Here is a 23,286-nt window from a genome sequence, read left to right as displayed (position 1 = left end):
GTGATAAATCCGAACTAATAGGTGATATTTTAATACGCCTAATAGTTCGGATTTTTATTTGTTTTCAATAGATTGGTTACTTCTGTATACCATTATTAAACTTAGTGGAATGGAGCGGAAGCCACCGACTCCTGCGGGAAGTAACGGAGGCTAAAGCCTTCCTCCCCGCGGAAAGCGAGTGGAGGAAGCGCGCAATGGAACGTACTTTCTTCAGCTTAACTCAGAGTCGAAAAAATAGATATCGTTCGTCTTTTCAGGATCGTTTATAAGTTATGCCCCATCCTCTTTTTTATTTCTGAAAAAACTAAAAAATGACTACTCTACTTTAGTGGGGAAACAATGAAAAGTTTTCATGCTATCTTCTTACCTCTATTTGTAATGAAAAAAACCGAACCCATAAAATAGGGTTCGGTTTTTTGTCAGCTGAAATTTGAACAAAATGTGAAAATAGCCAGGTAAATGCAAAAATAAACCATAAAAAATAAAAAAAGTTAATTTCTTGGTCAAAATAGGACTATTGTACTTATCATTTTATGTTAATTTTCTTTAATATAAATTATGACAAATATTTTATAAATGTGACTATTTTGTCTTATTTATACTTAAAATAAAGAAATATGTAATATTACTCTGTAAAATAATAGTGAATATAGTAGTATATTGAATAGATGTTCAATATATAGAAGGATTTGTCGTAGTAAATGAATAACTAATAGAGTAGGGAAAACTCTTTAAGAATGAAAGGGTGATAAAATGAAGCTTTTTTCCAACACAGTCAGCTTGCTTGAACAAGGGTTGAATTACTCGTCATTAAAATCAAAAGCTATCTCCCAAAATATTGCAAATGTCGACACGCCTAACTATAAAGCGAAAAATGTGAGTTTTAAATCTGAATTAAATCAAGCAACACAAATAAATAATCAATCATTTAAAACCGATAGCAGACACTTTGAATTTGAGAAAACAGGAAGCAGTGCCATCCAAGTAACCAGTGACAATAAGAATTACAATAGTACAGGAAACAGTGTGGATATGGATAGTGAAATGAGCGATTTGGCTACTAACCAAATCTATTACAATGCATTGATTGAACGTCTGAATGGCAATTTTCAAACATTAAAAAGTGTTATACAGGGAGGTAAGTAGGTATGGGTTTGTTCACTGGCATGAACATTACATCCAGTGCGTTAACAGCACAGCGACTGCGTATGGATGTGATTTCATCCAATATGGCCAACGCTGAAACAACAAGAGGCAAGTATGTTGATGGGGAATGGCAACCTTATCAAAGGAAATCGGTTGTATTGCAAACAAAGGATAATGGGTTTTCGAGTTTTTTAAATACTGCTATGAATAAAACAAATCAATCTACTGTTGGTAATGGTGTTAGAGTAACTGCGATTAAGGAAGATGTCAATATGGTTTACGACCCAGGCAATCAGGCAGCCAATGAAGCTGGATATATCGAGGAACCTGATTATAAGCTGGTCTATGACCCAGCCCATGCGGACGCTGATCCAGAAACGGGTTACGTTAAAATGCCTAATGTTGATCCATTGCGTGAAACAGTTGATTTAATTAGCGCAACAAGGTCATATGAAGCGAATGTTACAGTATTCAATGCATCCAAAGGGATGATGATGAAAGCACTTGAAATAGGAAAATAAAATTAGGGGGCTATAAGGATGGAACCAATTCAATTAAACAACTCTGTTTCTTCAATTTTCACTCAAAAACTACCTAAATCACCCAATACTACACCATACGAATCTCAAAACTCCTTTGCGTCCGTCCTCAAGAAATCTATTGAAGAAATTAATACGACTCAGCAAGAATCAGCTGCGATGACACAAAAATTAGCACTTGGTGAAAATGTTGATTTACATAATGTAATGATTACATCACAAAAAGCGAGTATAACGCTGCAGGCAGCAATGGAAGTCCGCAATAAAGCAGTCGAAGCTTATCAGGAAATAATGAGAATGAGCATGTAGAAAAAATAATATATGCATTGTCCCAACGAAATTAATATTCCCTACAAACGACAGGGAAGTCTCTGTGGACGTTAATATTGATGCAAAAGCTAAGTTCGGGGGATCATGATGAAGGAAACGTTCATAAAAATTGGAAATCAAATCAAAGATTTTTGGAAGAGTCGTTCTAGTAAACAGAAAACACTCTATATCAGTATGATGGCTGCAGTAATACTAATTGCTGCTGCTGTGGTTTATCTTACTTCAAGAACAACGCTCGTTCCTCTATATAGTGATCTTTCACCAACAGAAACGGGATCTATAAAAGAGAATCTGGATGGCAGAGGGATCAAGTCGGAAATCGCTGACAATGGCAGTACGATACTAGTTCCAAGTGAAATGTCAGATACTTTGCTAGTTGAGCTTGCTGCAGAGGGTATTCCGAAGTCAGGAAGTATAGATTATTCGTATTTCAGTGAAAATGCAAGCTTTGGTATGACTGATAATGAATTTAATGTCATTAAACAGGATGCTATGCAGAATGAAATAGCAGGCCTTATTAAAGGGATAGAAGGAGTTCAAGGCGCTGAGGTTATTCTCACCCTCCCTGACAAGGGGGTATTCGTCAGCGATACAAAAGAAGAGGCTTCGGCTTCCATTGTATTAAATACAAAGCCTGGACAGGAATTTGAAGAGAAGCAAATACAAGCGTTATATCATTTAGTTTCAAAAAGCGTCCCGAATCTTCCTACAGATAATATCGTCATTATGAATCAATATTTTGAGTACTTTGATTTAAATAATAATGGCAGCAATAGTACGGATAGCTTTGCATCTCAAAATGAAATAAAAAAAGAGATAGAGAAGGATATACAGCGCAGGGTTCAAAGTATGCTTGGAACAATCATGGGTAACGATAAAGTTGTTGTTTCTGTAACAGCTGATGTAGATTTTACCCAAGAAAATAGAGAAGAAAATCTTGTTGAACCCGTGGATGAGGAGAATATGGAAGGTCTTACGATTAGTGCCCAAAAACTATCTGAGACCTATACAGGGGGGGCAGGAGCAGAAGGCGGTACACCTGTTACTGAAGATCCTTCAGACTCATTGGGTTCGCAGTATCTTGAAGGGTCAAATGGAAATGGCGATTATGAGAAGACTGAGGAAACAGTAAATACAGAGGTAAACCGAATACGTAAAGAGATTAGTGAATCACCATACAAAGTAAGAGATTTGGGGATTCAGGTTATGGTTGAACCACCTGATGCCAATGACACCAACTCTCTCCCAGAAGAAAGAATAACTGATATTAGAGATATATTGGGGACGATTGTGCGAACAAGTATCGATAAATCAGAAAATGAGAATCCTTTGACAGATGATCAATTAGAGGAAAAAATCGCGATTTCCATCCAGCCATTTAATGGGAAAATTACATTTGACGAACAAGAGGAAAGCAGTATTCCGTGGTGGATTTATGTTATTGGCGGTGTATTATGTTTAGCGATTATTTTGCTTTTAATTTTTATTATCAAATCCAGAAAGAATAAAGAAATTGAGATAGAACAATATGAAGAACCGATCCCTCCTGTTTTGGTAGCCGATATTGAAGACGAAGCAGAATCAGAAGCCACTGTTAAAAGAAAGCAACTTGAAAAATTGGCGAAAGAAAAGCCTGATGAATTTGCGAAGCTCTTAAGATCATGGATTACGGAAGACTAGGAGGTAAGAAGACATGTCTATCAGAGATAAGAAAACTGGTCTAACGGGAAAACAAAAAGCTGCAGTCCTGCTCATTTCAATGGGACCAGATGTATCTGCAAATGTTTATAAGCATTTATCGGAAGAAGAAATTGAAAAGCTGACCTTAGAAATTTCAGGCGTACGAAAGGTGGGCCCAAAAGAGAAGGAAGATATCGTAGATGAGTTCCATACGATTGCGCTGGCACAGGATTACATTTCTCAGGGTGGAATTGGTTATGCCAAAACTGTATTAGAAAAAGCATTGGGCAGTGACCAGGCGCAGGCCATTATCAATCGATTAACATCATCTCTGCAGGTGAAGCCCTTTGATTTTGTCAGAAAAGCAGATCCAGGCCAAATCCTGAATTTTATACAAAATGAGCATCCTCAAACGATTGCCTTAATCCTATCGTATTTGGAAGCGGGACAGGCAGGACAGATTTTATCGGAGCTTCCTCAGGAAATGCAGGCAGATGTAGCGAAACGGATTGCCTTAATGGACAGCACATCACCTGAAATAATCAATGAGGTAGAACAAATTCTGGAACGAAAGCTATCTGCAACTGTTACGCAAGACTATACACAAACCGGTGGAATTGAAGCTGTTGTAGAAGTGTTAAATGGCGTTGACCGTTCAACAGAAAGAACCATTTTGGATGCTTTAGAAATACAGGATCCAGAATTAGCTGAAGAAATCAAGAAACGAATGTTTGTATTCGAAGACATTGTCACCTTGGATAATAGAGCCATCCAAAGGGTGATTAAAGATGTAGAAAACGAAGATTTAATGCTGTCTCTTAAAGTCGCCAGTGAAGAGGTTAAGGAAATTGTTTATAAAAACATGTCCAAACGGATGGTCGATACATTTACAGAAGAGATGGAATTTATGGGACCGGTTCGTTTACGGGATGTAGAAGAAGCGCAGTCAAGAATTGTTGCGATTATTCGACGCCTGGAGGATGCCGGTGAAATCGTCCTAGCCCGTGGTGGGGGAGATGACATTATTGTCTAGAATTATAAAGTCCCATTATACAGAAACACATGCGCAAGAGAAGAAAATAATCCAGATTAAAAAAATAATGAATGAACAGAATGAGTCCCTTTTTCAAGAAGAGTCAGTAGCTTCTGATTTAAATCGGCTCTTGAAGGAAGCCAATCAAAAAGCTGAGGCAATTGTTTTAGAAGCTCAGAAACAGGCTGACCAAGTTTATCTAAAGATACAGGAAGAAGTAAAGCAATGGGATAAGGAAAAACAAATTCTCATTGAAGAGGCCAGACAGGAAGGGTATCTCATTGGCAAGGAACAGGGTGCTTCGGACTCAAAAAGAGAATATCAGCACATGCTGAACCTTGCACAAGAGACAATGAACCAAGCTAAAAAAGAATACCAATCTGTTGTGGAAAAGTCTGAGTTTACCATCCTCAACCTCGGAATAAAGGTAGCTGAAAAAATTATGAATCAGCACTTAGACGAAAATGAGGAAGATTATTTATTTATTGTGAAAAAAGCAATTAAGGAAGCGCGAGAATATAAAAATATTGAACTGCATGTTCCTCCACTTCATTACTCTTTTGTCTTAACACATAAAAAAGAATTAATGTCCTTATTTCCAAGAGAAACAGAGTTTTATATCTATCCGAATGATGAGTTAGAAGGAAATGGATGTGTAATTGAATCATCCAATGGACGTTTGGTAGCAAGTGTGGATGAACAGCTGGAACAAATCAGAATTAAGCTTCAGGAAATCCTTGAGGAGGACCTCTCATGAAAGTCTCTCAATTAATAGATCAAATTGATACCCTCGATACGTTTAAGAGATACGGGCGAATTAAAAGAGTGGTAGGTCTTATGATTGAGTCTCAGGGGCCGGCCAGCTCAATTGGAGATGTATGCTTGATCCATACCGGCAAAAAGAACAAGGTAAAGGCTGAAGTAGTAGGATTCCGGGATGAGATTGTCATTTTAATGCCGTATAGTGCTGTAAGTGAGATAGCACCCGGCTCTATTGTAGAGGCGACTCGAAAACCGCTCGAGATCAAAGTAGGAACAGGTTTGATAGGCAAGGCACTTGATGCAATCGGAAACCCACTTGATGGAGGATCACTTCCATACGGTTTATCCTCTACAGCAACAGAGCAGGATCCTCCAAATCCAATGTCACGTCCGCCCATTGATGAGGGAATTGAAACGGGTGTCCGCATGATTGATAGTTTACTAACGGTTGGAAAAGGTCAGAGGGTCGGAATTTTTGCCGGAAGCGGAGTAGGAAAGAGCACATTATTAGGAATGATTGCCAGGAATACTACAGCTGATTTAAATGTGATAGCTCTTGTTGGTGAACGTGGGAGAGAAGTCCGTGAATTTATCGAAAGAGACTTAGGCCCTCTTGGATTAAAAAGATCGATAGTAGTTGTGGCCACATCTGATCAGCCGCCCTTAATGAGAATTAAGGCCGCTTATACAGCAACAGCCATAGCTGAGTTTTTTCGCGATCGGGGGATGAATGTCATGCTGATGATGGATTCGGTTACAAGGATTGCCATGGCACAGAGAGAATTGGGGTTAGCTGTTGGGGAACCGCCGACAACTAAAGGATATACTCCCTCTGTCTTCAGTATCCTGCCAAGATTGCTAGAGAGAACCGGAACGAACAGTAAGGGAACGATAACAGCCTTTTATACAGTATTGGTAGACGGTGATGATATGAATGAACCTATTGCTGATACAGTACGAGGAATATTAGATGGACATTTTGTTTTAGATAGAGACCTTGCCAATAAGGGACAGTTTCCAGCAATCAATATTTTAAAAAGTATCAGTAGAATAATGGCTCATATTATAGAACCAACTCATGCTAAAGCAGCTGAAAAGGTACGACAATCCCTAGCTGCTTATCTGGAAGCAGAAGATTTAATTAATATTGGTGCCTATAAAAAAGGCTCTAACGAAATCATCGATGAAGCTATTACTAAATATCCAGCAATCATTGAGTATTTAAAACAGGGTGTAAATGAAAAAGTGACGAAACAGCAAAGTATCGAACAATTGAACTTATTAGTAGAGATGGGTGGATGATTCAATGCACTATCAGTATAAATTCGAAAAAATATTAACGATAAAAGAAAAAGAAAAGAACGATTCAGCGTCAAAATATACAGAAGCTGTAAAAGAGTTTGAATCAGAAGCCGAAAATCTCTATCAAGTGCTGAAAAAGAAAGAAGAGTTATTAGATTCACAATCAGAGCAATTAAAACAGGGATTATCCGTACAGCAAGTCAGATATAATCAGCATTTTTTGGATAATCATGAAAAGATGATTGCCCATTATCAAAAGCGCGTGATGGATACACGGTCTAAAATGAACTTTTATCATCAGCTTCTGATTGAAAGCAATGTAGAGGTAAAGAAATACGAGAAGATCAAAGAGAAAGATTTTCAAAGATATTTTAATACAATGAAATACGAAGAAAATCGGCAAATGGATGAAATATCTATTCAACAATATATGAGCCGTTCATGATGGAGGCGTAGTAGTTGGATCGTATGGAAGAAAAGAAAAACAAAGGCTTTAGTAAACTGAATTTGGTTCTTACTTTATTGATTGTTCTGATATTTATAGCTGGAATTGTGGTAATCATTGCAACTTTCTCAGGTAAAAGTATAGGGAGTCAAGCTGGAAAACTTGCTGAAAATATTCCCTTTTTAGGTGAGAGTGAGGAAAAGGCAGAAAAACAGACAAATCAAACAAATCAAGCGGACTATGTGAAAGAAATTGCAAGTCTTAAGTCAGAGCTTAAGGATAAAGAGAAAGAAACGGAAAGTCTTGAAAAATTGCTGGATAACAAGGAGATTGAGCTGAAGCGCATTCAGTTATCCGTAGAGCAACTGGAACAGACGATTTCAGAACTAGATCAAAAAAAAGAACAAAACTCAAGATCCTCAAAAGATATCATTGATACCTATGAGAAAATGGCGCCCAAGCAGGCGGCCTTAATAGTAGCAGAAATGAATGAGAAAGAAGCGGTGAAAATCTTATCCTCTATTACTACAGAAACCTTGGCTGACATTATGGAAAAGATGGAAGCTAAAAAAGCTGCCGTATTAATGGAAAAAATCTCGGCTGAGAAAACTAATGGTGCTGAAGATTCTTAAGGGGAAAGGCAAAGATTGAAAGGAGGTGAATGAATGAATCAGATGGGTGTATTGCCTAACAACCAATTTGTAAAAACAACTGCTTTACCTAAGGACCAAGTGCAAATGAATAAAAAATCTCAGGACAAACCTTTTCATAAAATGCTCCAAGACGAAAAGAGCTTGGACAAACCAGAGAAAACCGAGGATCAAGTATATGAAGTACTGAATGATGGAGTTGAAGTAGATGATACTTTGAGTTTTCTGGAAAAAGAGGGACTTGAAGAGATGGAAGAAGCATTTGAGTTGTTAAATATACTGCTAACCAATAATCAGGAAGCTCTTCCAGAGTTAGAGTTTATTCAACAACTCCTTGGTGAAAATCCTTCTGAAGCAATTAAAGAAGCGCTCAGGAGTTTAGTGGATTCTCAGGATACTTTTAAGGAGATTGACTTTACTCAATTACCTCCCACTAAAGAGGATATTGAAACACTGAATGGCATTTTAACTAATGGGTTAGCAAAACCATTTGAAGGTTTAACGAATGATCAAAAAAATGCATTTCTTACTCTGTTGAATTTCGGGAAATTGGTTGTGATGAGCCATGAGCATACGTTCAATCAAAAAGGGACAGAAAGTGTAGGTCAATTGGATGCTCTTTTATTGAACTGGAAAGATAAATTGACAGCTATGAATGAAACAAAAAAAGCAATCCCGGCAGATGTAAAAAACAATCCTGCCTCACTAAGAGATATAGGAATGAATGCATACAATCTGCAATCCAAAACGTATACAGTAAACTTCAAAAATGGTGGTTCTATTGCAGGATTCAATCCCGTGCCTGCAAAAAGTGCAGATATTCCGTTAAACCAACCAGTCATGATTGGAGAACTGCAGTTACAAACACAGCAGCAGAGTCCTGCCTTGACCCTTGAAAAAGGTGGACAAGCGGTTGGAGCAGATGAATTTATTAAATCATTTGAATCTCTCTTAGCTAAAGCGAATTATACAAACCAAAATGGTATTCAAAGATTATTTGTTCGATTGACACCGGAGAACCTGGGAACCTTGCAGATTGAATTAATACAAAAAGACGGACAGCTGGTAGCCAAAATTATTGCCAATACACAAAAAGGTAAAGAGCTATTAGAATCCCAACTTCAAGGATTAAGAGTCTCATTGGCTACACAGGGAATTGATTTCGACAAAATAGACCTTGAACAATCACAGGATGCGCTTTTTCAAGAAGAATCTCCTTCTGAAGAGAGAAGAAATCAGCATGAACACCAGGAAGATCATAATGTTGGGGATCATGATGAAGAATTATTTTCAGGCTTTTCAAGTGTTCTGGAAGAATCAATCATTAATCAAGAAATATAGGAGGAATCATTTTGACAACGATTGATACAAGTCTTTTATACAGTTCCTTGCAAAATCAAACGAGGGAAGTAAAAAATAACCTGGATAAGGATGATTTTCTGAAATTATTGCTAACACAGCTACAAAATCAGGATCCAACCAGCCCAATGGACGATACGGACTTTATAGCGCAAATGGCAACCTTCTCAAGTCTTGAACAAATGACGAATATGAATACGACGTTAGAGAGCTTTGTGAACTCACAAAATCAAAATCTATTAATCACCTATTCACAGTTTGTGGGGCAGGAAGTGACCTATCATAAAATGGCGAACCCAGATAACGAAGGTGGGGACACCGAGGTTGTAGAAGGAAAGGGTGTCGTGAAATCAATTCAATTTGTTGATGAGAGTGTGAAATTTATTCTAGAAGATGGAACTGTTTTAGAGCCAGCAAATATTTCTTCCATAAATCAGCTATCAGAGGGCAATAATCTTGCCGAAGCAAGTCGTTTAATAGGGAAACAAGTGACCTGGCTGGATGATAAAGGTGAAGAACACACGGCAGAAGTATCTTCGGTCTTTCAAAGAGATGGAAAAGTCAAACTAGAGGTGAATGATGAAGCGAAAACCTCTTTGCTTCTCAATCAATTGATTAAAGTAGGATAAAGATAAGAGGCGAAGTCAATGGATCAAAAAATTATATTCAGGCCACAATTGCCGGTTGCCAATCCACTTAAAAGTGCACAAAAAAACCAAATGAAAAGTGGAAATGATACATTTGAAAGCTTTCTTAGGCCTGAACTGGAAACTGCAACTAAAGGTATTACAATCAGCAAGCATGCCCAACAGCGCATCCAACAACGAAATTTACAAATAGATGAACATCAATGGGGCCAGTTGGAAGTGAAATTGGCTGAAGCAAGGCGCAAGGGTTTAAATGATTCATTGGTGTTGATGGATCATGCAGCTCTCATTGTAAATGCAAAAAATAATACGGTCATTACTGCAATGGATAGAGACGAAGCGGGAGCCCAAATATTCACAAATATTAATGGGGCAATCATTTTAAAATAAAAAATGGATGGCTGGACCTCATGAGAGGAAGCCAAGGCTGTTGATCGACTGATACAGCCAAGCTGAAAGGGGAAAAATAATAATATGTTACGTTCCATGTATTCTGGTATTAGCGGATTAAAAAACTTCCAAACAAAATTGGATGTAATCGGTAATAACATCGCAAATGTGAACACATATGGATTTAAAAAGGGCAGGGTTACATTTAAAGATACAATGAGCCAAACTGTTTCCGGTGCCAGTGGAGCCACTGCTGATAAGGGCGGTACGAATGCTATTCAGGTAGGCCTCGGAAGCTCACTGGCTTCAATTGATAATATTGATACACAGGGAAGTGCCCAAACGACCAATCGTACACTGGATTTTTCTATTGAAGGTGATGGATATTTCGTGGTTAGAAATGGAACTGAATCATTTTACACTCGTGCGGGGAATTTTTATTTAGATAAAGAAGGCACACTTGTAACGAGTGAGGGATTTAAGGTTCAGAATAATACTGACCCTGGTACTGATATTGTTATCCCTGCTGGTACTGTCAGCTTCAGTATTGGACAGGGCGGCGAAATTACTGGTGTCGATGCAAATGGAACTAGTAGCACGATAGCCACCATTGGAGTAGCTAAATTCACTAACCCGGCCGGTTTAACTAAAGCTGGCAATAATACATTCCAGGAATCTGTAAACTCTGGTGAACCTAATATAGGAACAGCTGACACAGCAGGTCGAGGAAAACTGACATCAGGTCGACTTGAAATGTCAAATGTGGATTTATCTGAAGAATTTACAGACATGATTGTGGCACAACGCGGGTTTCAGGCTAATACCCGAATTATCACAACATCTGATGAAATCCTTCAGGAATTAGTTAATTTGAAAAGGTAATGGTAAAGGAGGCAGGGGCTAAAGAAATCCTTTAGCCCTCCCAATTATGATACAGGTAACCAAATTGAACGGAAAAGTATACTTTTTAAATGCATTATTCATTGAGTCTGTAGAAGCCAATCCAGATACGACTATAACACTTACCAATGGAAAAAAGTTAATCGTCGCAACTGAGGAAAGAGAACTTATACAGTTGATTAATCATTTTTATCGCAGCATAAACGTTTTAGGACATCAGCAGAACCGGGAGGATAACGATGAAGAATAAATTAATCACCATAATACTTGTATTTTTGTCAGCTATTTCTTTGCTTGGGATCATCGCTGTTGTTGTGTTAATGAATTATACAGGCGACTCTGCAGATAAAGAACCGAGTATTGATGAGGTTATTAAATATTCTGTTGAAATACCGGAAATTACGACTAACTTAACGGATAATACGTTAATTCGAGTGACATATATGATGGAAACAGACGGTAAAAAGGCAAAAGAGGAATTAGAAAAAAGAATTTTCCAAGTAAATGACATTGTTATTAAAGAATTATCTGAGATGAAATCTGAACAACTGAATGATAAAAAGGGCAAACTGGAGTTTGAAAATAAACTTAAGGAACAAGTGAACGAGTTGATGCAGGAAGGTAAGGTTATTCAAGTTTATACTACCTCGTCTATTCTCCAATAAAAAGCGACGGACATAAAAGTATCTGAAACTACGGAGGTGATTCGATTGTCTGGCGAGGTTTTATCACAGAATGAAATTGATGCATTATTATCTGCCCTCTCAACTGGTGAAATGGATGCAGATGAATTGAAAAAGGAAGAGAATGAAAGAAAAGTAAGGGTTTATGATTTTAAAAGAGCTTTACGGTTTTCGAAAGACCAAATTCGAAATTTAACCAGAATACATGAGAATTTCGCTCGTTTACTAACCACCTATTTTTCAGCCCAGTTACGCACGTATGTCAATATCAATGTTGCGACAGCTGATCAGCTTCCGTATGAAGAATTTATACGTTCAATTCCTAAAATGACGATTATGAATGTTTTTGAGGTTCCCCCTTTGGATGGAAGAATCTTGATGGAAGTTAATCCGGTTATCGCTTATACCATGCTTGATCGCGTATTAGGCGGCAGAGGTTCGAGTCTTAATAAAGTTGAGAGCCTCACAGAGATAGAAACCAAAATTATGTCCAATCTATTTGAGCGTGCATTTGAGAATCTAAAGGAAGCGTGGGCTAACATAGCCGATATAAACCCGGAGCTATCAGAGTTTGAGGTTAATCCACAATTCTTACAGATGGTTTCCCCTAATGATACGGTGGTTGTAATTTCATTAAATATTACAATCGGTGAAGTTAGCGGAATGATAAATATATGTATCCCGCATGTAGTGTTAGAGCCTATTATTCCTAAATTATCTGTACACTATTGGATGCATACAAACAAAAAGAAAAGAGAACCGATTGAAATACAAGCGATAGAACAACAAGTTCGAACAGCAGAGTTACCTCTGATTGCTCAATTGGGAACTGCTGATATTTTAATCCAGGACTTCTTAAACCTAACTGTGGGGGATGTTATTGAATTAGGTCAGCCAATAGACAGCCCAATCGTGCTGTCCATAGGAGATGTACCTAAATTCCTTGGACAGGCAGGGAAGGTAAATAAGAAGATAGGCATTCAAATATTGGAGAACTTGAAAGGGGGAGACTTAGAATGATGAATAATGAAAGACTTACTCAGGAAGAAATTGATGCTTTATTAGATAGTTCTAATCAGGATGTGTTTCCCACTTCACCAGTGATAGGAGATTATTTTTCATCAATAGAGCAGGATGCTCTTGGTGAAATTGGCAATATATCATTTGGAAGCTCAGCAACGGCCTTATCCATACTTTTAAATTATAAAGTGGATATAACGACACCTTGTATTTCGATAGTTGCCAGTGAAAAATTAGTGGAGGAATTTCCACAGCCATATGTAGCCATTCAGGTGGAATATACAGAAGGTTTTATTGGTTCTAATTTGTTGGTCATTAAGCAGTCCGATGCTGCTATTATTGCCGATTTAATGCTGGGAGGAGATGGGCATTCTCCAGCTGAAGATTTATCAGAGATTCATCTAAGCGCTGTACAGGAAGCGATGAATCAAATGATGGGCTCTGCTGCAACCTCAATGTCGACTGTTTTTAATAAGCGTGTAGATATCTCGCCTCCATCCATAGAGCTTATAGATTTAATGGAAGGGTCTGGACATGATGTTTTTCCCAAAGATGACTTGCTTGTGAAAGTATCTTTTAGATTAACGATAGGGAACTTAATAGATTCCTATATCATGCAATTATTGCCTGCGCATTTCGCCAGAAGTTTAGTAGATGAATTGATGAAGAATACGTCTCCTGATATGGGAGAAAAAATACAACAGAATCAACCACCTGCTTATTCCATGAGTGGAGTGGAACCAACTATGATGTCAAGTGATGAGAGAGTGGCGGGAACAGTATCTGATCAATCGTATCAAGAAGAGCACAATAACGAGTACGCACTGTTGGGAGGTAAAACAGAGATTAATATGCAAAGCAATCAATATCTGGGGACGAATTCTGCTCCCTATAGCCAGCCGGTTCAGGTACAGCCTGCCACGTTTTCTGAATTTGAACACCCGCAGCGGTTAGATGAAAAAGAGGCTAATAACCTCAATATGTTATTGGATATTCCTTTGCAGGTAACCGTAGAACTGGGAAGAACGAATCGGTCCGTCAAAGAAATTCTTGAGCTTTCATCAGGATCTATTATTGAATTGGATAAATTAGCCGGTGAACCGGTCGATATTTTGGTGAATAAGCGTTTGATTGCCAAAGGAGAAGTAGTTGTAATTGATGAAAATTTTGGTGTTCGGGTTACAGATATTATTAGCCGAACAGACCGTCTGAAAAAATTAAAGTAAGCTGGGGGAAATAGAATGTCACACAAAATTTTAGTAGTCGATGATGCTGCATTTATGAGAATGATGATCAAAGATATTCTGGTAAAGAATGGATATGAGGTTGTAGGAGAAGGAGCGGATGGTCATCAGGCGATTGAGCTGTACAAAGAAACAAATCCTGATTTAGTCACAATGGATATTACAATGCCTGAGATGGACGGGATTACAGCATTAAAAGAAATACGCAAAAGCAATCCAAATGCCAAGGTTATTATGTGTTCGGCAATGGGCCAGCAGGCAATGGTTATTGATGCTATTCAAGCAGGTGCAAAGGATTTTATTGTAAAACCTTTTGCAGCTGACCGAGTTTTGGAGGCAATCAGCAAAGCATTATCGTAAAGAGGGGAAGTAAACGTGCAACGAATGCCAAGCTATATAAAAATTATTCTTTTCTTCATTTTGAGTTTTTCCATTGCTACACCATTTACAGAAATTGCGGTAAACGCAGCTCCAGACAATGGCAGCCAAAGTGTAGACAGTTATTACAATACTAAAGATCGTAAGACGGAAACAGGGAATATTGACCAAACGAATAATAACAGTATCTCTGATCCAGATGAAAATGAGACAAATGACGTTGGAATTACAATTGGAGATATCTTTCGAATGGTATTTGCCTTGCTATTTGTTGCTGGATTATTGTATGTACTTTTACGAGTCATCAATAAAAAGAATCGTGGATATCAGCACGGCCAAACTATTGAAAACCTGGGAGGGACTCCGTTAGGTGGAAATCGCTCTGTCCAGTTGGTAAGGATTAGGGAGAAAATCTACATTGTAGGTGTTGGTGACTCGGTTCAATTACTCAATGTGATTGATGATGAGGAAGAATACACCAAGCTAATTGAAGAGCATAATCAGAAATTAGAGACTCAGATTACCCCGATGGATCTTGCAGGCAAGCTTATTGATAAATGGAAAATAAAAACTTCCAGGCAAACGGATATGTCGTTCAAAAGTCAATTTAAGGAACAACTGGATCATTTAAAGGAAGAGCGCAAACAGATTACAAAAGAAATGAGCAAGAAAGGAACACACCGGGATGAATGACTTAATGACCATCTTTAGCAGCGGGGATGCCGATACCGTTTCAACATCAGTTAAGCTGCTCCTGTTATTAACGGTTCTTTCTCTTGCACCAAGCATTTTAATCTTAATGACCTGTTTTACAAGAATTGTTATTGTTTTGGGCTTTGTAAGGACGGCTTTATCGACCCAGCAAATGCCCCCTACCCAAGTGTTAATCGGATTATCGCTGTTCATTACATTTTTTGTAATGGCACCGGTTTTATCTGAAGTGAATGATGAGGCGCTTCAACCGCTTTTTAAGGACGAAATAAAGCTGGAAGAGGCATATGAAAAGGCCGCAGGACCCTTTAAGGAGTTTATGAGTAAACATACAAGGCAAAAGGATTTACAGCTATTCCTGGAATATTCCAAGGCAGATACACCTGAATCTATTGAAGATATTCCGTTAACTACGCTGGTACCTGCATTCGCGATCAGTGAAATGAAAACAGCCTTTCAAATTGGCTTCATGATTTTTATCCCATTTCTGGTGATAGACATGATTGTGGCGAGTGTTCTAATGTCCATGGGTATGATGATGCTACCGCCGGTCATGATCTCATTACCCTTTAAAATCTTACTGTTTGTGATGGTCGATGGTTGGTATTTAGTTGTTAAATCTTTATTACAAAGTTTTTAGGCAGGTGAGAGAAAGATGACATCAGAAGCAGTAATTTCGTTGGCGGAAAAGGGGATTTATGCCGTATTGATCATAAGTGCTCCCTTACTGATTCTAGCTCTTGGGATCGGTTTAATTGTCAGTATTTTTCAGGCGACTACACAAATTCAGGAGCAAACTTTGGCTTTTATTCCGAAAATAGTCGCTGTTTTGTTGGGCATTGTATTTTTTGGGCCATGGATGCTGAGTAAAATGCTTTCTTACACGGCTGACATTTTTAATAATTTAACGAAGTTTGTAGGATAGGGTATGGAAGAGATTGTTCCCAAATTTAGTGTATACTTATTGATTTTTGTACGTCTCGCATCATTTTTTATTACAATGCCTATCTTTTCATATAGAACTATTCCTGCTCAGCATCGCCTGGGGATCAGTGCGCTGCTTGCCTGGATTATGTATTATACGGTATCTTCTCCAGGCTTTGAAATTGACAGCCTATATCTTTTATTAGTGTTAAAAGAAGCCCTAGTCGGATTAATGATTGGCTTTTTTGCGTATATGATGTTCTCAGCTGTTCAAACAGCAGGAGGATTCATTGATTTTCAAATGGGCTTTTCAATGGCTAATGTCATTGATCCGCAGACAGGGGTTCAAAGTCCACTAATGGGTCAATATCTATATACATTTGCACTTCTTTTTTTGCTGGCGATTGACGGACACCATTTGTTATTGGACGGAATTTTTTACAGCTATGAATTCATCCCGTTGTCAACAGATTTTCTTCCATTTGGAAACGAGCAAATCCTGACATTGATGATTCAATTTTTTACACAATCATTTATCATTGCTTTTCAAATGTCAATCCCGATTGTCGGAAGTTTGTTTTTGGTAGATATAGCACTAGGTATTGTAGCGAGAACGGTGCCGCAAATGAATATATTTGTTATTGGCTTTCCAATCAAAATATTTGTCAGTTTAATTTTGTTAACCATTACGATGGGAACCATCTTACTTCTGGTAAAAGGACTTTTGAATACAACATTGGATGGAATGCGTTCGCTTATGCATCTGCTTGGAGGAAGTTAGAATGGGCCTACTAAAACTTGATTTGCAATTTTTTTCGGGGGAGAAAACAGAGAAGGCAACTCCTAAAAAGAAACAGGATGCGAGGAAAAAAGGGCAGGTTGCCAAAAGTCAGGATATCAATACAGCAGTTGTTTTGTTAGGGGTATTTCTCATTTTATATATAGCAGGTGGTTTTTTAAAAGATAGATTACTAGCTATTTTTAAGTATCCAATCAATCTATCTGCTACCTTCTCATATTCAGAAGCGGATTTATATTTAATGTTTATTGAACTTCTTAAACAAATGGCAATTATCTTGGGACCTATTATGATAGCGGCTTTTATAGCAGGAATCATCGCTAATTTTGCGCAGGTAGGAGCGATGTTTTCAACTGAAACCATCCAATTTAAGCTTGAAAAAATTGATCCAATAAAAGGGTTTAAGCGGATTTTTTCGATGAGAGCACTTGTTGAAATGCTCAAATCTATATTAAAGATTACGGTTATTGGAGTCGTAACCTTTTATGCTATTTGGTCGCGGTTGGATGAAATTATGATGCTTTCAACTAAAACGATGGGGGCATCCTTAATTACACTTGCAGATATTACAGTCAAAACCGGTTTGTTTGCTTCGGGAGCTTTATTGTTTTTAGCCCTGTTAGATTATCTTTATCAACGGTTCGATTTTGAAAAGAGCATTCGAATGTCCAAACAGGAAATTAAACAAGAGTATAAAACAATCGAAGGAGATCCGATAATAAAGTCTCGAATCAAGCAAAAACAAAGAGAAATGGCCATGTCGAGAATGATGCAGGAAATACCAAAAGCTGATGTAGTCATTACGAATCCGACCCACTATGCGATTGCTTTAAAATATGACGAAAATCAGCTGGACGCACCATATGTAGTTGGAAAAGGGCTGGATTTTGTTGCTCAGAAAATAAAGCTTGTCGCTAAAGAAAATGATATTCCGATGATGGAAAACAGACCATTAGCAAGAGCATTGTATAACCAGGCAGATATCGGACAGGCAATCCCTGAAGAGTTTTACAAAGGGGTGGCTGAGATTCTTGCGTATGTCTATAAACTGAAAGGCAAGTCATAGTAAAAACGCTGATCTCATTTATTGCCTTTGGTTATCGTTAACATAATTAATCTAAGATATTGATAGATTCACGTTCTATTTAATTACCCGTTAGGAGAGAAGTAGTATGCGAGCAAGAGATTTATCAGTTTTAATAGCCGTCATAATGATTGTAGCCATGTTAATTATCCCTATACCAACATGGTTAATAAGTTTTTTAATCATGGTCAATATATCTCTTGCCTTATTAGTATTGTTGACTTCAATGAATACACAGGAACCTTTGCAATTTTCTATTTTCCCTTCCTTACTGTTGCTCCTCACGTTATTTAGACTCGGCCTTAATATTTCTACTACTAGAGCAATCCTGACACACGGTGATGCCGGTGGAGTCGTTCATGTATTCGGTGACTTTGTAGTTGGCGGTCAAGTTATCGTTGGGTTGGTCGTTTTCCTGATCTTAATCATTATTCAATTCATTGTCATCACAAAAGGGGCTGAACGTGTAGCAGAGGTGGCAGCCCGATTTACTCTTGATGCAATGCCGGGTAAACAAATGAGTATTGATGCTGATTTAAATGCCGGAATGATTTCTGAGCAAGAGGCAAGAACCAGACGTGATAAGGTATCGAGAGAAGCTGATTTTTTTGGTTCGATGGATGGTGCCAGCAAATTTGTTAAAGGTGATGCCATAGCCAGTATTATCATTGTCTTAATTAACCTGATATTCGGAATGATTATCGGTGTTATGCAAATGGATTTATCATTTGGTGAAGCGGCTGTGAAATTTTCACTTTTATCTGTAGGGGACGGGATTGTCAGTCAGGTGCCAGCCTTACTGATCTCAACTGCGACAGGTATTATCGTGACTAGAGCTGCATCAGATGGCAATCTTGCTTCTGATATTACATCTCAGCTTTTTGCTTATCCACAAATGCTGTATATTGCTGCCGGAACTATTCTGTTATTAGGGCTTTTTACACCGATCAATAATTTTCTAACATTATTTATTTCTGGCTTATTAGCTTTAGGGGCTTATAAGGCTACTTCTATTCAGCAGAAAGAAACTATTGTTTCTGCACTGGAACCAGATGATACCGTAGAAGCGGAAGAAATGAAAAGTCCTGAGAGCGTCATTAGTCTTCTCAGTATTGACCCGATTGAGTTTGAATTCGGTTATGGGTTAATTCCATTGGCGGATGCTAATCAGGGCGGAGACCTTTTGGACAGGGTGGTTATGATTCGCAGGCAGCTCGCTATTGAATTGGGGCTTGTTATACCTGTAGTGAGAATAAGAGATAATATACAGCTTAAGCCTAATGAATACAGGCTGAAAATTAAAGGTGCTGAAATGGCCAGGGGTGAGCTTTTGTTAGATCACTATTTAGCGATGGCTCCAGGGATGGATGATGATTCTATTGAAGGAATCGATACGATAGAACCATCCTTCGGCTTGCCGGCCAAGTGGATTACGGAAGAGACGAAGGAATATGCTGAGATGCTAGGCTATACCGTTGTGGATCCACCATCAGTTGTTTCCACTCATATTACTGAAGTCATTAAAACAAATGCAGCTGATTTGATTGGACGTCAGGAAACAAAACAATTAATTGAGCATCTCAGAGAGTCTGCTCCAATTTTAATAGAAGAAGTTACGCCTAATCCTTTATCAGTGGGTGATATACAAAAGGTACTGGCTAAATTATTGAGAGAAAAAGTCTCCATTAGGAATTTACCAGTTATTTTTGAAACATTAGCCGATTTTGGGAGGATGACAAATGATACTGACATATTAGCGGAATATGTCAGACAGGCACTTGCCCGTCAAATCACGAACCAATATGTCACGGGTGATAATTTAAAAGTGTTAACTCTTTCTGGAAGAGTTGAAAAAATCATTGCCGACAGTGTTCAACAGACGGAACAAGGTAATTATCTATCACTAGATCCGACTGACTCACAAAAAATTCTTGAATCAGTAGCTGGAAAGCTGGAGGAACATGCCTTGCTTGATCAAGCACCTGTATTGTTATGTTCACCAGCTGTAAGGATGTATGTGCGCCAGCTGACAGAGAGATATTTCCCGCAGCTTCCGGTTTTATCGTATAACGAATTGGAAGCAAATGTAGAGGTACAAAGTGTAGGGGTGGTGAATGCTGAATGAATGTGAAGAAGTTTACAGGGATATCCATGCAAGAAGTGATGAGTAAAATACGTGCGGAATTTGGAAATGATGCTGTTATATTAAATTCAAAAGTAGTTAATAGCAATGGTTTTCTTGGTTTATTTAAAAAGAAAACATTTGAAGTGATTGCCGCAATGGATAGCGATTCAGTGGATAGTAAAAAAACAATATTCACGAAGGTAAATAAAGAAACGATTCCATCTATAAAAAAAGAACCGACCGAACAACCTGTTCAATTTGCTAATTCAACAAAAAAAGATATCGGAAACCCATCTAGTGAAATACTTAAAGAATTACACGATATGAAACAAATGTTATCACTAGAATCCAAATACAATCACTTTCCAGATCCATTAAGAGAATTACATCAGCAGCTTGTTGTAATGGAGTTGGATAAGCATATAATCGAAAAACTGATGGATTATCTTTTGGGAAAATGGAGAACTAATCAAAGGTCTGCTGAAATGACTAAAGCAGACCTATCAGAGTTGGTTCATATCTACTTACTTGAACAATTAAAGAATTTTGCCGTTAATGGTGAGCAATTATTTAAGAGAAAATATATAAATATTGTGGGTCCAACTGGAGTTGGGAAAACCACTACAATTGCAAAAATTGCAGCTGAATATGTGATTAAGCATAATAAAAAAATTGCGTTCATCACGACAGATACCTATCGAATCGCAGCTATTGAACAATTGAAAACATATGCAGAGATATTGAGAGTGCCAGTTGAAGTGGCGTATAACAGTGAGGATTTTAAACAAGCTGCTGAGCGTTTTGCTCATTACGATCATGTGTTTATCGATACAGCAGGCAGAAACTTTCGAAATCAGGAATTTGTTGAGGAACTTAAAGGGCTAATTGATTTTGATATCGATATGGAGACATATCTTGTCCTTTCCGCTACATCCAAAGAGATTGATATGACAGCAATCTATAACCAGTTTTCCATTATACCCATACACGGAGCTATATTTACCAAATTAGATGAAACTGCCTATCATGGCTCCATTGTGAATTTTATTCTTAAACATCATGTTCCTGTTAGTTATATGACAAATGGACAGGATGTTCCTGATGATATTATTGCTGCCACCCCGGACAAAATTGTCAAAATGGTATGTGGAGGTCATTTGTATGCATGACCAAGCGGAACTGCTCCGACAAAGAATACAAAATAAAAAAGAAGAGCCATCTGCCAAAGTAATTGCAGTTGTAAGTGGAAAAGGCGGGGTCGGTAAATCCAATTTTTCATTAAATTTTTCAATTGGACTAGCTAGACAAAATAAAAAAGTATTAATCATAGACATTGATGTAGGGATGGGAAACATCAATATCTTAATTGGTCAAACGGGCAGATATACAATAGCAGATCATTTTAATGAGGGGATCCCTCTAAGGATGGCTATTTCTGCTGGGCCTGAAGGAATCCATTATATTCCCGGGGGTACAGGTTTAACAGATTTTTTTAAATTGGATCAAAAACAATTTGCTCACTTTAGCCAGCAATTTCAAAGCATTCTGGAAGAATATGATTATATTATTTTGGATATGGGTGCGGGAATATCAGAACAATCCTTGCAATTTATCGTTTCCGCAAATGAATTGATTTATATTACAACACCAGAGCCAACGGCAATAACGGATGCTTATTCCATGATGAAATATCTTGTTAGCAGAACAGATGCACCGTTCTATCTTCTCTGTAACCGGGCTTCAAGCCGGAAAGAAGGCAATGAGGTCATTTTACGTTTAACGAGAGCTGCGCAACAGTTTTTACATAAAGACGTCTTGGCGCTTGGGATTTTGCCAGATGATAAAACGGTACAAAAAGCAGTCATAAGACAAATTCCATTTATCCTCTTGAATTCTCGGGCTCCATCTAGTGAAGCACTAAAAAAAATCATTGCTCAGTATATGGGAAGCGTGGGTAAAGAGGGCAATTCACCTGCTTCGTTTATGAAAAAGATGAAGAATTTTCTTTTCGAAAGGCAGGCTTAAGATTTGGCTACTATTAAAGTTTTAATCATTGAAGATTCACCTTTTATGAGAAAGTTGATAACTGAATTTTTACAAGAAGATGAACAAATTGAAGTGGTGGGCATTGCTAGAAATGGAGCAGATGGGCTTTTGAAAATGGAAAAGCTGAAACCTGATGTCATTACACTGGATATAGAAATGCCTGTAATGGACGGTATAACGACATTGCAGGTAATCATGGAAAAAAGTCCAATGCCCGTGGTTATGCTTTCGGGTACTAACAGATCAGGTGTAGATATGATTATGGAAAGCATGAAGCTTGGTGCAGTCAATTTTATCGAAAAGCCCTCTGGTTCATTTTCACAGGATTTACACAGAATTAAGAGTCAAATGATCCAGAAAGTGAAGGAAGCTGCCAAGGTAAATATGGGCGTGTTTGACCAAAATAATCGCCTGATGAATGTGCCGACCTTAGCTGAAAATTCACGGGAACTGAATCTGACTGAAAATGTTAATGGAAGTAAACCGGATGTTTCCTTAAAAAAAATTATTTGTATCGGTACCTCGACTGGAGGACCGCGAGCCCTGTATACCGTATTGCCATTACTTAATAAAGAGGTTAAGGCACCTATTCTCATTGTACAACATATGCCGGAAGGATTTACAAAACACCTGGCTGAGAGACTAAATGAGTTGTCAGAGATAACTGTGAAGGAAGCTGAAGAGGGAGAAAATTTATGTGATGGAACCGCCTATATTGCACCTGGGGGATTTCATTTGAAAGCTTCAATTCAAGCTGGTGTGTTGATTGCCAAATTGGATAAAACTCAAACCGTTAATGGCCATCGCCCATCAGTGGATGTCTTGTTTGATTCGGTTTCCGAACTGCCCCCTATATACGAATGTATAGCTGTTATTATGACGGGTATGGGATCAGATGGTACAAAGGGAATTATGAATTTAAGAAAGTTTAAAAAATCCAGAGTGATTGCTGAATCTGAAGAAACTTGTGTGGTCTATGGTATGCCAAAAGCGGCAATCGCAACAGGATTGGTGGATGAAATCATTCTTCTAGATCATATAGCTGGAGCATTGAATGAAATTTGTAAGGGTGAGAGGTGAAGAGGAATG

General features: G+C 38.1%; 27 protein-coding genes. All 27 read left to right on the top strand.

Annotated features, from left to right (window positions below):
- The first annotated feature begins 753 nt into the window (after window positions 1-753).
- The 27 genes from flgB (at window position 754) to AC4D4B_RS09990 (ending at window position 23,277) form a co-directional block, all read left to right on the top strand.
- Window positions 754-1,146 (top strand): flagellar basal body rod protein FlgB, encoded by a 393-nt coding sequence (gene flgB / locus AC4D4B_RS10120; RefSeq protein WP_490999863.1) that lies wholly within the window; start codon window positions 754-756, stop codon window positions 1,144-1,146.
- 2 nt (window positions 1,147-1,148) lie between these two features.
- Window positions 1,149-1,667 (top strand): flagellar basal body rod protein FlgC, encoded by a 519-nt coding sequence (locus tag AC4D4B_RS10115; RefSeq protein ID WP_490999862.1) that lies wholly within the window; start codon window positions 1,149-1,151, stop codon window positions 1,665-1,667.
- An 18-nt stretch (window positions 1,668-1,685) separates the two neighbouring features.
- Window positions 1,686-1,994 carry a flagellar hook-basal body complex protein FliE gene (gene fliE / locus AC4D4B_RS10110; protein WP_490995893.1) on the top strand — a complete coding sequence of 103 codons (309 nt, stop codon included), beginning with the start codon at window positions 1,686-1,688 and terminating at the stop codon, window positions 1,992-1,994.
- A gap of 108 nt (window positions 1,995-2,102) precedes the next feature.
- Window positions 2,103-3,695 (top strand): flagellar basal-body MS-ring/collar protein FliF, encoded by a 1,593-nt coding sequence (fliF, locus tag AC4D4B_RS10105; RefSeq protein ID WP_490999861.1) that lies wholly within the window; start codon window positions 2,103-2,105, stop codon window positions 3,693-3,695.
- 13 nt (window positions 3,696-3,708) lie between these two features.
- Window positions 3,709-4,728 (top strand): flagellar motor switch protein FliG, encoded by a 1,020-nt coding sequence (gene fliG / locus AC4D4B_RS10100; RefSeq protein ID WP_490995891.1) that lies wholly within the window; start codon window positions 3,709-3,711, stop codon window positions 4,726-4,728.
- Window positions 4,721-5,485 carry a flagellar assembly protein FliH gene (gene fliH, locus AC4D4B_RS10095; RefSeq protein WP_490995890.1) on the top strand — a complete coding sequence of 255 codons (765 nt, stop codon included), beginning with the start codon at window positions 4,721-4,723 and terminating at the stop codon, window positions 5,483-5,485. Before fliG ends, fliH begins: the two co-directional genes overlap by 8 nt.
- Window positions 5,482-6,792, top strand: coding sequence for a flagellar protein export ATPase FliI (fliI, locus tag AC4D4B_RS10090; RefSeq protein WP_490999860.1), 1,311 nt, complete (start codon window positions 5,482-5,484; stop codon window positions 6,790-6,792). Before fliH ends, fliI begins: the two co-directional genes overlap by 4 nt.
- A gap of 4 nt (window positions 6,793-6,796) precedes the next feature.
- Window positions 6,797-7,237, top strand: coding sequence for a flagellar export protein FliJ (fliJ, locus tag AC4D4B_RS10085; RefSeq protein WP_490995888.1), 441 nt, complete (start codon window positions 6,797-6,799; stop codon window positions 7,235-7,237).
- A gap of 23 nt (window positions 7,238-7,260) precedes the next feature.
- Window positions 7,261-7,869 carry a MotE family protein gene (locus AC4D4B_RS10080; RefSeq protein WP_490999859.1) on the top strand — a complete coding sequence of 203 codons (609 nt, stop codon included), beginning with the start codon at window positions 7,261-7,263 and terminating at the stop codon, window positions 7,867-7,869.
- 33 nt (window positions 7,870-7,902) lie between these two features.
- Window positions 7,903-9,228: a flagellar hook-length control protein FliK gene (locus AC4D4B_RS10075; protein WP_490999858.1), complete on the top strand. Its 1,326-nt coding sequence runs from the start codon at window positions 7,903-7,905 to the stop codon at window positions 9,226-9,228.
- An 11-nt stretch (window positions 9,229-9,239) separates the two neighbouring features.
- Window positions 9,240-9,875, top strand: a complete 636-nt coding sequence (gene flgD / locus AC4D4B_RS10070) for a flagellar hook assembly protein FlgD (protein WP_490995885.1) — start codon at window positions 9,240-9,242, stop codon at window positions 9,873-9,875.
- Window positions 9,876-9,893: 18 nt separating this feature from the next.
- Entirely contained in the window at window positions 9,894-10,283 is a 390-nt protein-coding gene (locus tag AC4D4B_RS10065) for a TIGR02530 family flagellar biosynthesis protein (RefSeq protein ID WP_490995884.1), read from the top strand.
- Window positions 10,284-10,367: 84 nt separating this feature from the next.
- Window positions 10,368-11,165 carry a flagellar basal body rod protein FlgG gene (gene flgG / locus AC4D4B_RS10060; RefSeq protein ID WP_490995883.1) on the top strand — a complete coding sequence of 266 codons (798 nt, stop codon included), beginning with the start codon at window positions 10,368-10,370 and terminating at the stop codon, window positions 11,163-11,165.
- A 46-nt stretch (window positions 11,166-11,211) separates the two neighbouring features.
- Complete coding sequence (locus tag AC4D4B_RS10055; RefSeq protein WP_490999857.1) at window positions 11,212-11,433, top strand: flagellar FlbD family protein; 222 nt, start codon at window positions 11,212-11,214, stop codon at window positions 11,431-11,433.
- A complete protein-coding gene (fliL, locus tag AC4D4B_RS10050; RefSeq protein ID WP_490995881.1) occupies window positions 11,423-11,848 on the top strand; it encodes a flagellar basal body-associated protein FliL in 426 nt (141 codons plus the stop codon). Before AC4D4B_RS10055 ends, fliL begins: the two co-directional genes overlap by 11 nt.
- A 45-nt stretch (window positions 11,849-11,893) precedes the next feature.
- Window positions 11,894-12,886 carry a flagellar motor switch protein FliM gene (gene fliM, locus AC4D4B_RS10045; protein ID WP_490995880.1) on the top strand — a complete coding sequence of 331 codons (993 nt, stop codon included), beginning with the start codon at window positions 11,894-11,896 and terminating at the stop codon, window positions 12,884-12,886.
- Window positions 12,883-14,112, top strand: coding sequence for a flagellar motor switch phosphatase FliY (gene fliY / locus AC4D4B_RS10040; protein ID WP_490999856.1), 1,230 nt, complete (start codon window positions 12,883-12,885; stop codon window positions 14,110-14,112). Before fliM ends, fliY begins: the two co-directional genes overlap by 4 nt.
- A 15-nt stretch (window positions 14,113-14,127) precedes the next feature.
- Window positions 14,128-14,490, top strand: coding sequence for a response regulator (locus AC4D4B_RS10035; RefSeq protein WP_490995878.1), 363 nt, complete (start codon window positions 14,128-14,130; stop codon window positions 14,488-14,490).
- A 24-nt stretch (window positions 14,491-14,514) separates the two neighbouring features.
- Window positions 14,515-15,201, top strand: a complete 687-nt coding sequence (locus tag AC4D4B_RS10030; RefSeq protein ID WP_490999894.1) for a flagellar biosynthetic protein FliO — start codon at window positions 14,515-14,517, stop codon at window positions 15,199-15,201.
- On the top strand, window positions 15,194-15,859 hold the full coding sequence (gene fliP / locus AC4D4B_RS10025; protein WP_490999855.1) for a flagellar type III secretion system pore protein FliP: 666 nt from the start codon (window positions 15,194-15,196) through the stop codon (window positions 15,857-15,859). Before AC4D4B_RS10030 ends, fliP begins: the two co-directional genes overlap by 8 nt.
- Before the next feature lie 15 nt (window positions 15,860-15,874).
- Window positions 15,875-16,144 carry a flagellar biosynthesis protein FliQ gene (gene fliQ / locus AC4D4B_RS10020; protein ID WP_490995876.1) on the top strand — a complete coding sequence of 90 codons (270 nt, stop codon included), beginning with the start codon at window positions 15,875-15,877 and terminating at the stop codon, window positions 16,142-16,144.
- 3 nt (window positions 16,145-16,147) lie between these two features.
- The gene (fliR, locus tag AC4D4B_RS10015; RefSeq protein ID WP_490995875.1) at window positions 16,148-16,924 is read left to right on the top strand and encodes a flagellar biosynthetic protein FliR; all 777 of its coding nucleotides are present in this window, start codon (window positions 16,148-16,150) and stop codon (window positions 16,922-16,924) included.
- A 1-nt stretch (window position 16,925) separates the two neighbouring features.
- The gene (gene flhB, locus AC4D4B_RS10010) at window positions 16,926-18,008 is read left to right on the top strand and encodes a flagellar biosynthesis protein FlhB (RefSeq protein WP_490995874.1); all 1,083 of its coding nucleotides are present in this window, start codon (window positions 16,926-16,928) and stop codon (window positions 18,006-18,008) included.
- A 106-nt stretch (window positions 18,009-18,114) separates the two neighbouring features.
- Window positions 18,115-20,151: a flagellar biosynthesis protein FlhA gene (gene flhA, locus AC4D4B_RS10005; protein WP_490995873.1), complete on the top strand. Its 2,037-nt coding sequence runs from the start codon at window positions 18,115-18,117 to the stop codon at window positions 20,149-20,151.
- The gene (gene flhF / locus AC4D4B_RS10000; protein WP_490995872.1) at window positions 20,148-21,320 is read left to right on the top strand and encodes a flagellar biosynthesis GTPase FlhF; all 1,173 of its coding nucleotides are present in this window, start codon (window positions 20,148-20,150) and stop codon (window positions 21,318-21,320) included. The genes flhA and flhF overlap by 4 nt, the downstream gene beginning before the upstream one ends.
- On the top strand, window positions 21,313-22,176 hold the full coding sequence (locus AC4D4B_RS09995; protein ID WP_490995871.1) for a MinD/ParA family protein: 864 nt from the start codon (window positions 21,313-21,315) through the stop codon (window positions 22,174-22,176). Before flhF ends, AC4D4B_RS09995 begins: the two co-directional genes overlap by 8 nt.
- Window positions 22,177-22,179: 3 nt before the next feature.
- The gene (locus tag AC4D4B_RS09990) at window positions 22,180-23,277 is read left to right on the top strand and encodes a protein-glutamate methylesterase/protein-glutamine glutaminase (RefSeq protein ID WP_490995870.1); all 1,098 of its coding nucleotides are present in this window, start codon (window positions 22,180-22,182) and stop codon (window positions 23,275-23,277) included.
- The last annotated feature ends 9 nt before the right edge of the window (window positions 23,278-23,286 follow it).

The organism is Pradoshia sp. Z6_59, assembly GCF_058267515.1.
The sequence above is the reverse complement of the archived record's forward strand: the minus strand, read 5'-3'. Positions and strand labels throughout refer to the sequence as shown.

What these genes read in the sequence shown, in the direction of transcription:
- flgB (WP_490999863.1), top strand. Translation starts at nt 754, where the DNA reads ATGAAGCTTTTTTCCAACACAGTCAGCTTGCTTGAACAAGGGTTGAAT.
- AC4D4B_RS10115 (WP_490999862.1), top strand. Translation starts at nt 1,149, where the DNA reads ATGGGTTTGTTCACTGGCATGAACATTACATCCAGTGCGTTAACAGCA.
- fliE (WP_490995893.1), top strand. Translation starts at nt 1,686, where the DNA reads ATGGAACCAATTCAATTAAACAACTCTGTTTCTTCAATTTTCACTCAA.
- fliF (WP_490999861.1), top strand. Translation starts at nt 2,103, where the DNA reads ATGAAGGAAACGTTCATAAAAATTGGAAATCAAATCAAAGATTTTTGG.
- fliG (WP_490995891.1), top strand. Translation starts at nt 3,709, where the DNA reads ATGTCTATCAGAGATAAGAAAACTGGTCTAACGGGAAAACAAAAAGCT.
- fliI (WP_490999860.1), top strand. Translation starts at nt 5,482, where the DNA reads ATGAAAGTCTCTCAATTAATAGATCAAATTGATACCCTCGATACGTTT.
- fliJ (WP_490995888.1), top strand. Translation starts at nt 6,797, where the DNA reads ATGCACTATCAGTATAAATTCGAAAAAATATTAACGATAAAAGAAAAA.
- AC4D4B_RS10080 (WP_490999859.1), top strand. Translation starts at nt 7,261, where the DNA reads ATGGAAGAAAAGAAAAACAAAGGCTTTAGTAAACTGAATTTGGTTCTT.
- AC4D4B_RS10075 (WP_490999858.1), top strand. Translation starts at nt 7,903, where the DNA reads ATGAATCAGATGGGTGTATTGCCTAACAACCAATTTGTAAAAACAACT.
- AC4D4B_RS10065 (WP_490995884.1), top strand. Translation starts at nt 9,894, where the DNA reads ATGGATCAAAAAATTATATTCAGGCCACAATTGCCGGTTGCCAATCCA.
- flgG (WP_490995883.1), top strand. Translation starts at nt 10,368, where the DNA reads ATGTTACGTTCCATGTATTCTGGTATTAGCGGATTAAAAAACTTCCAA.
- AC4D4B_RS10055 (WP_490999857.1), top strand. Translation starts at nt 11,212, where the DNA reads ATGATACAGGTAACCAAATTGAACGGAAAAGTATACTTTTTAAATGCA.
- fliL (WP_490995881.1), top strand. Translation starts at nt 11,423, where the DNA reads ATGAAGAATAAATTAATCACCATAATACTTGTATTTTTGTCAGCTATT.
- fliY (WP_490999856.1), top strand. Translation starts at nt 12,883, where the DNA reads ATGATGAATAATGAAAGACTTACTCAGGAAGAAATTGATGCTTTATTA.
- AC4D4B_RS10035 (WP_490995878.1), top strand. Translation starts at nt 14,128, where the DNA reads ATGTCACACAAAATTTTAGTAGTCGATGATGCTGCATTTATGAGAATG.
- AC4D4B_RS10030 (WP_490999894.1), top strand. Translation starts at nt 14,515, where the DNA reads ATGCCAAGCTATATAAAAATTATTCTTTTCTTCATTTTGAGTTTTTCC.
- fliP (WP_490999855.1), top strand. Translation starts at nt 15,194, where the DNA reads ATGAATGACTTAATGACCATCTTTAGCAGCGGGGATGCCGATACCGTT.
- fliQ (WP_490995876.1), top strand. Translation starts at nt 15,875, where the DNA reads ATGACATCAGAAGCAGTAATTTCGTTGGCGGAAAAGGGGATTTATGCC.
- fliR (WP_490995875.1), top strand. Translation starts at nt 16,148, where the DNA reads ATGGAAGAGATTGTTCCCAAATTTAGTGTATACTTATTGATTTTTGTA.
- flhB (WP_490995874.1), top strand. Translation starts at nt 16,926, where the DNA reads ATGGGCCTACTAAAACTTGATTTGCAATTTTTTTCGGGGGAGAAAACA.
- flhA (WP_490995873.1), top strand. Translation starts at nt 18,115, where the DNA reads ATGCGAGCAAGAGATTTATCAGTTTTAATAGCCGTCATAATGATTGTA.
- flhF (WP_490995872.1), top strand. Translation starts at nt 20,148, where the DNA reads ATGAATGTGAAGAAGTTTACAGGGATATCCATGCAAGAAGTGATGAGT.
- AC4D4B_RS09995 (WP_490995871.1), top strand. Translation starts at nt 21,313, where the DNA reads ATGCATGACCAAGCGGAACTGCTCCGACAAAGAATACAAAATAAAAAA.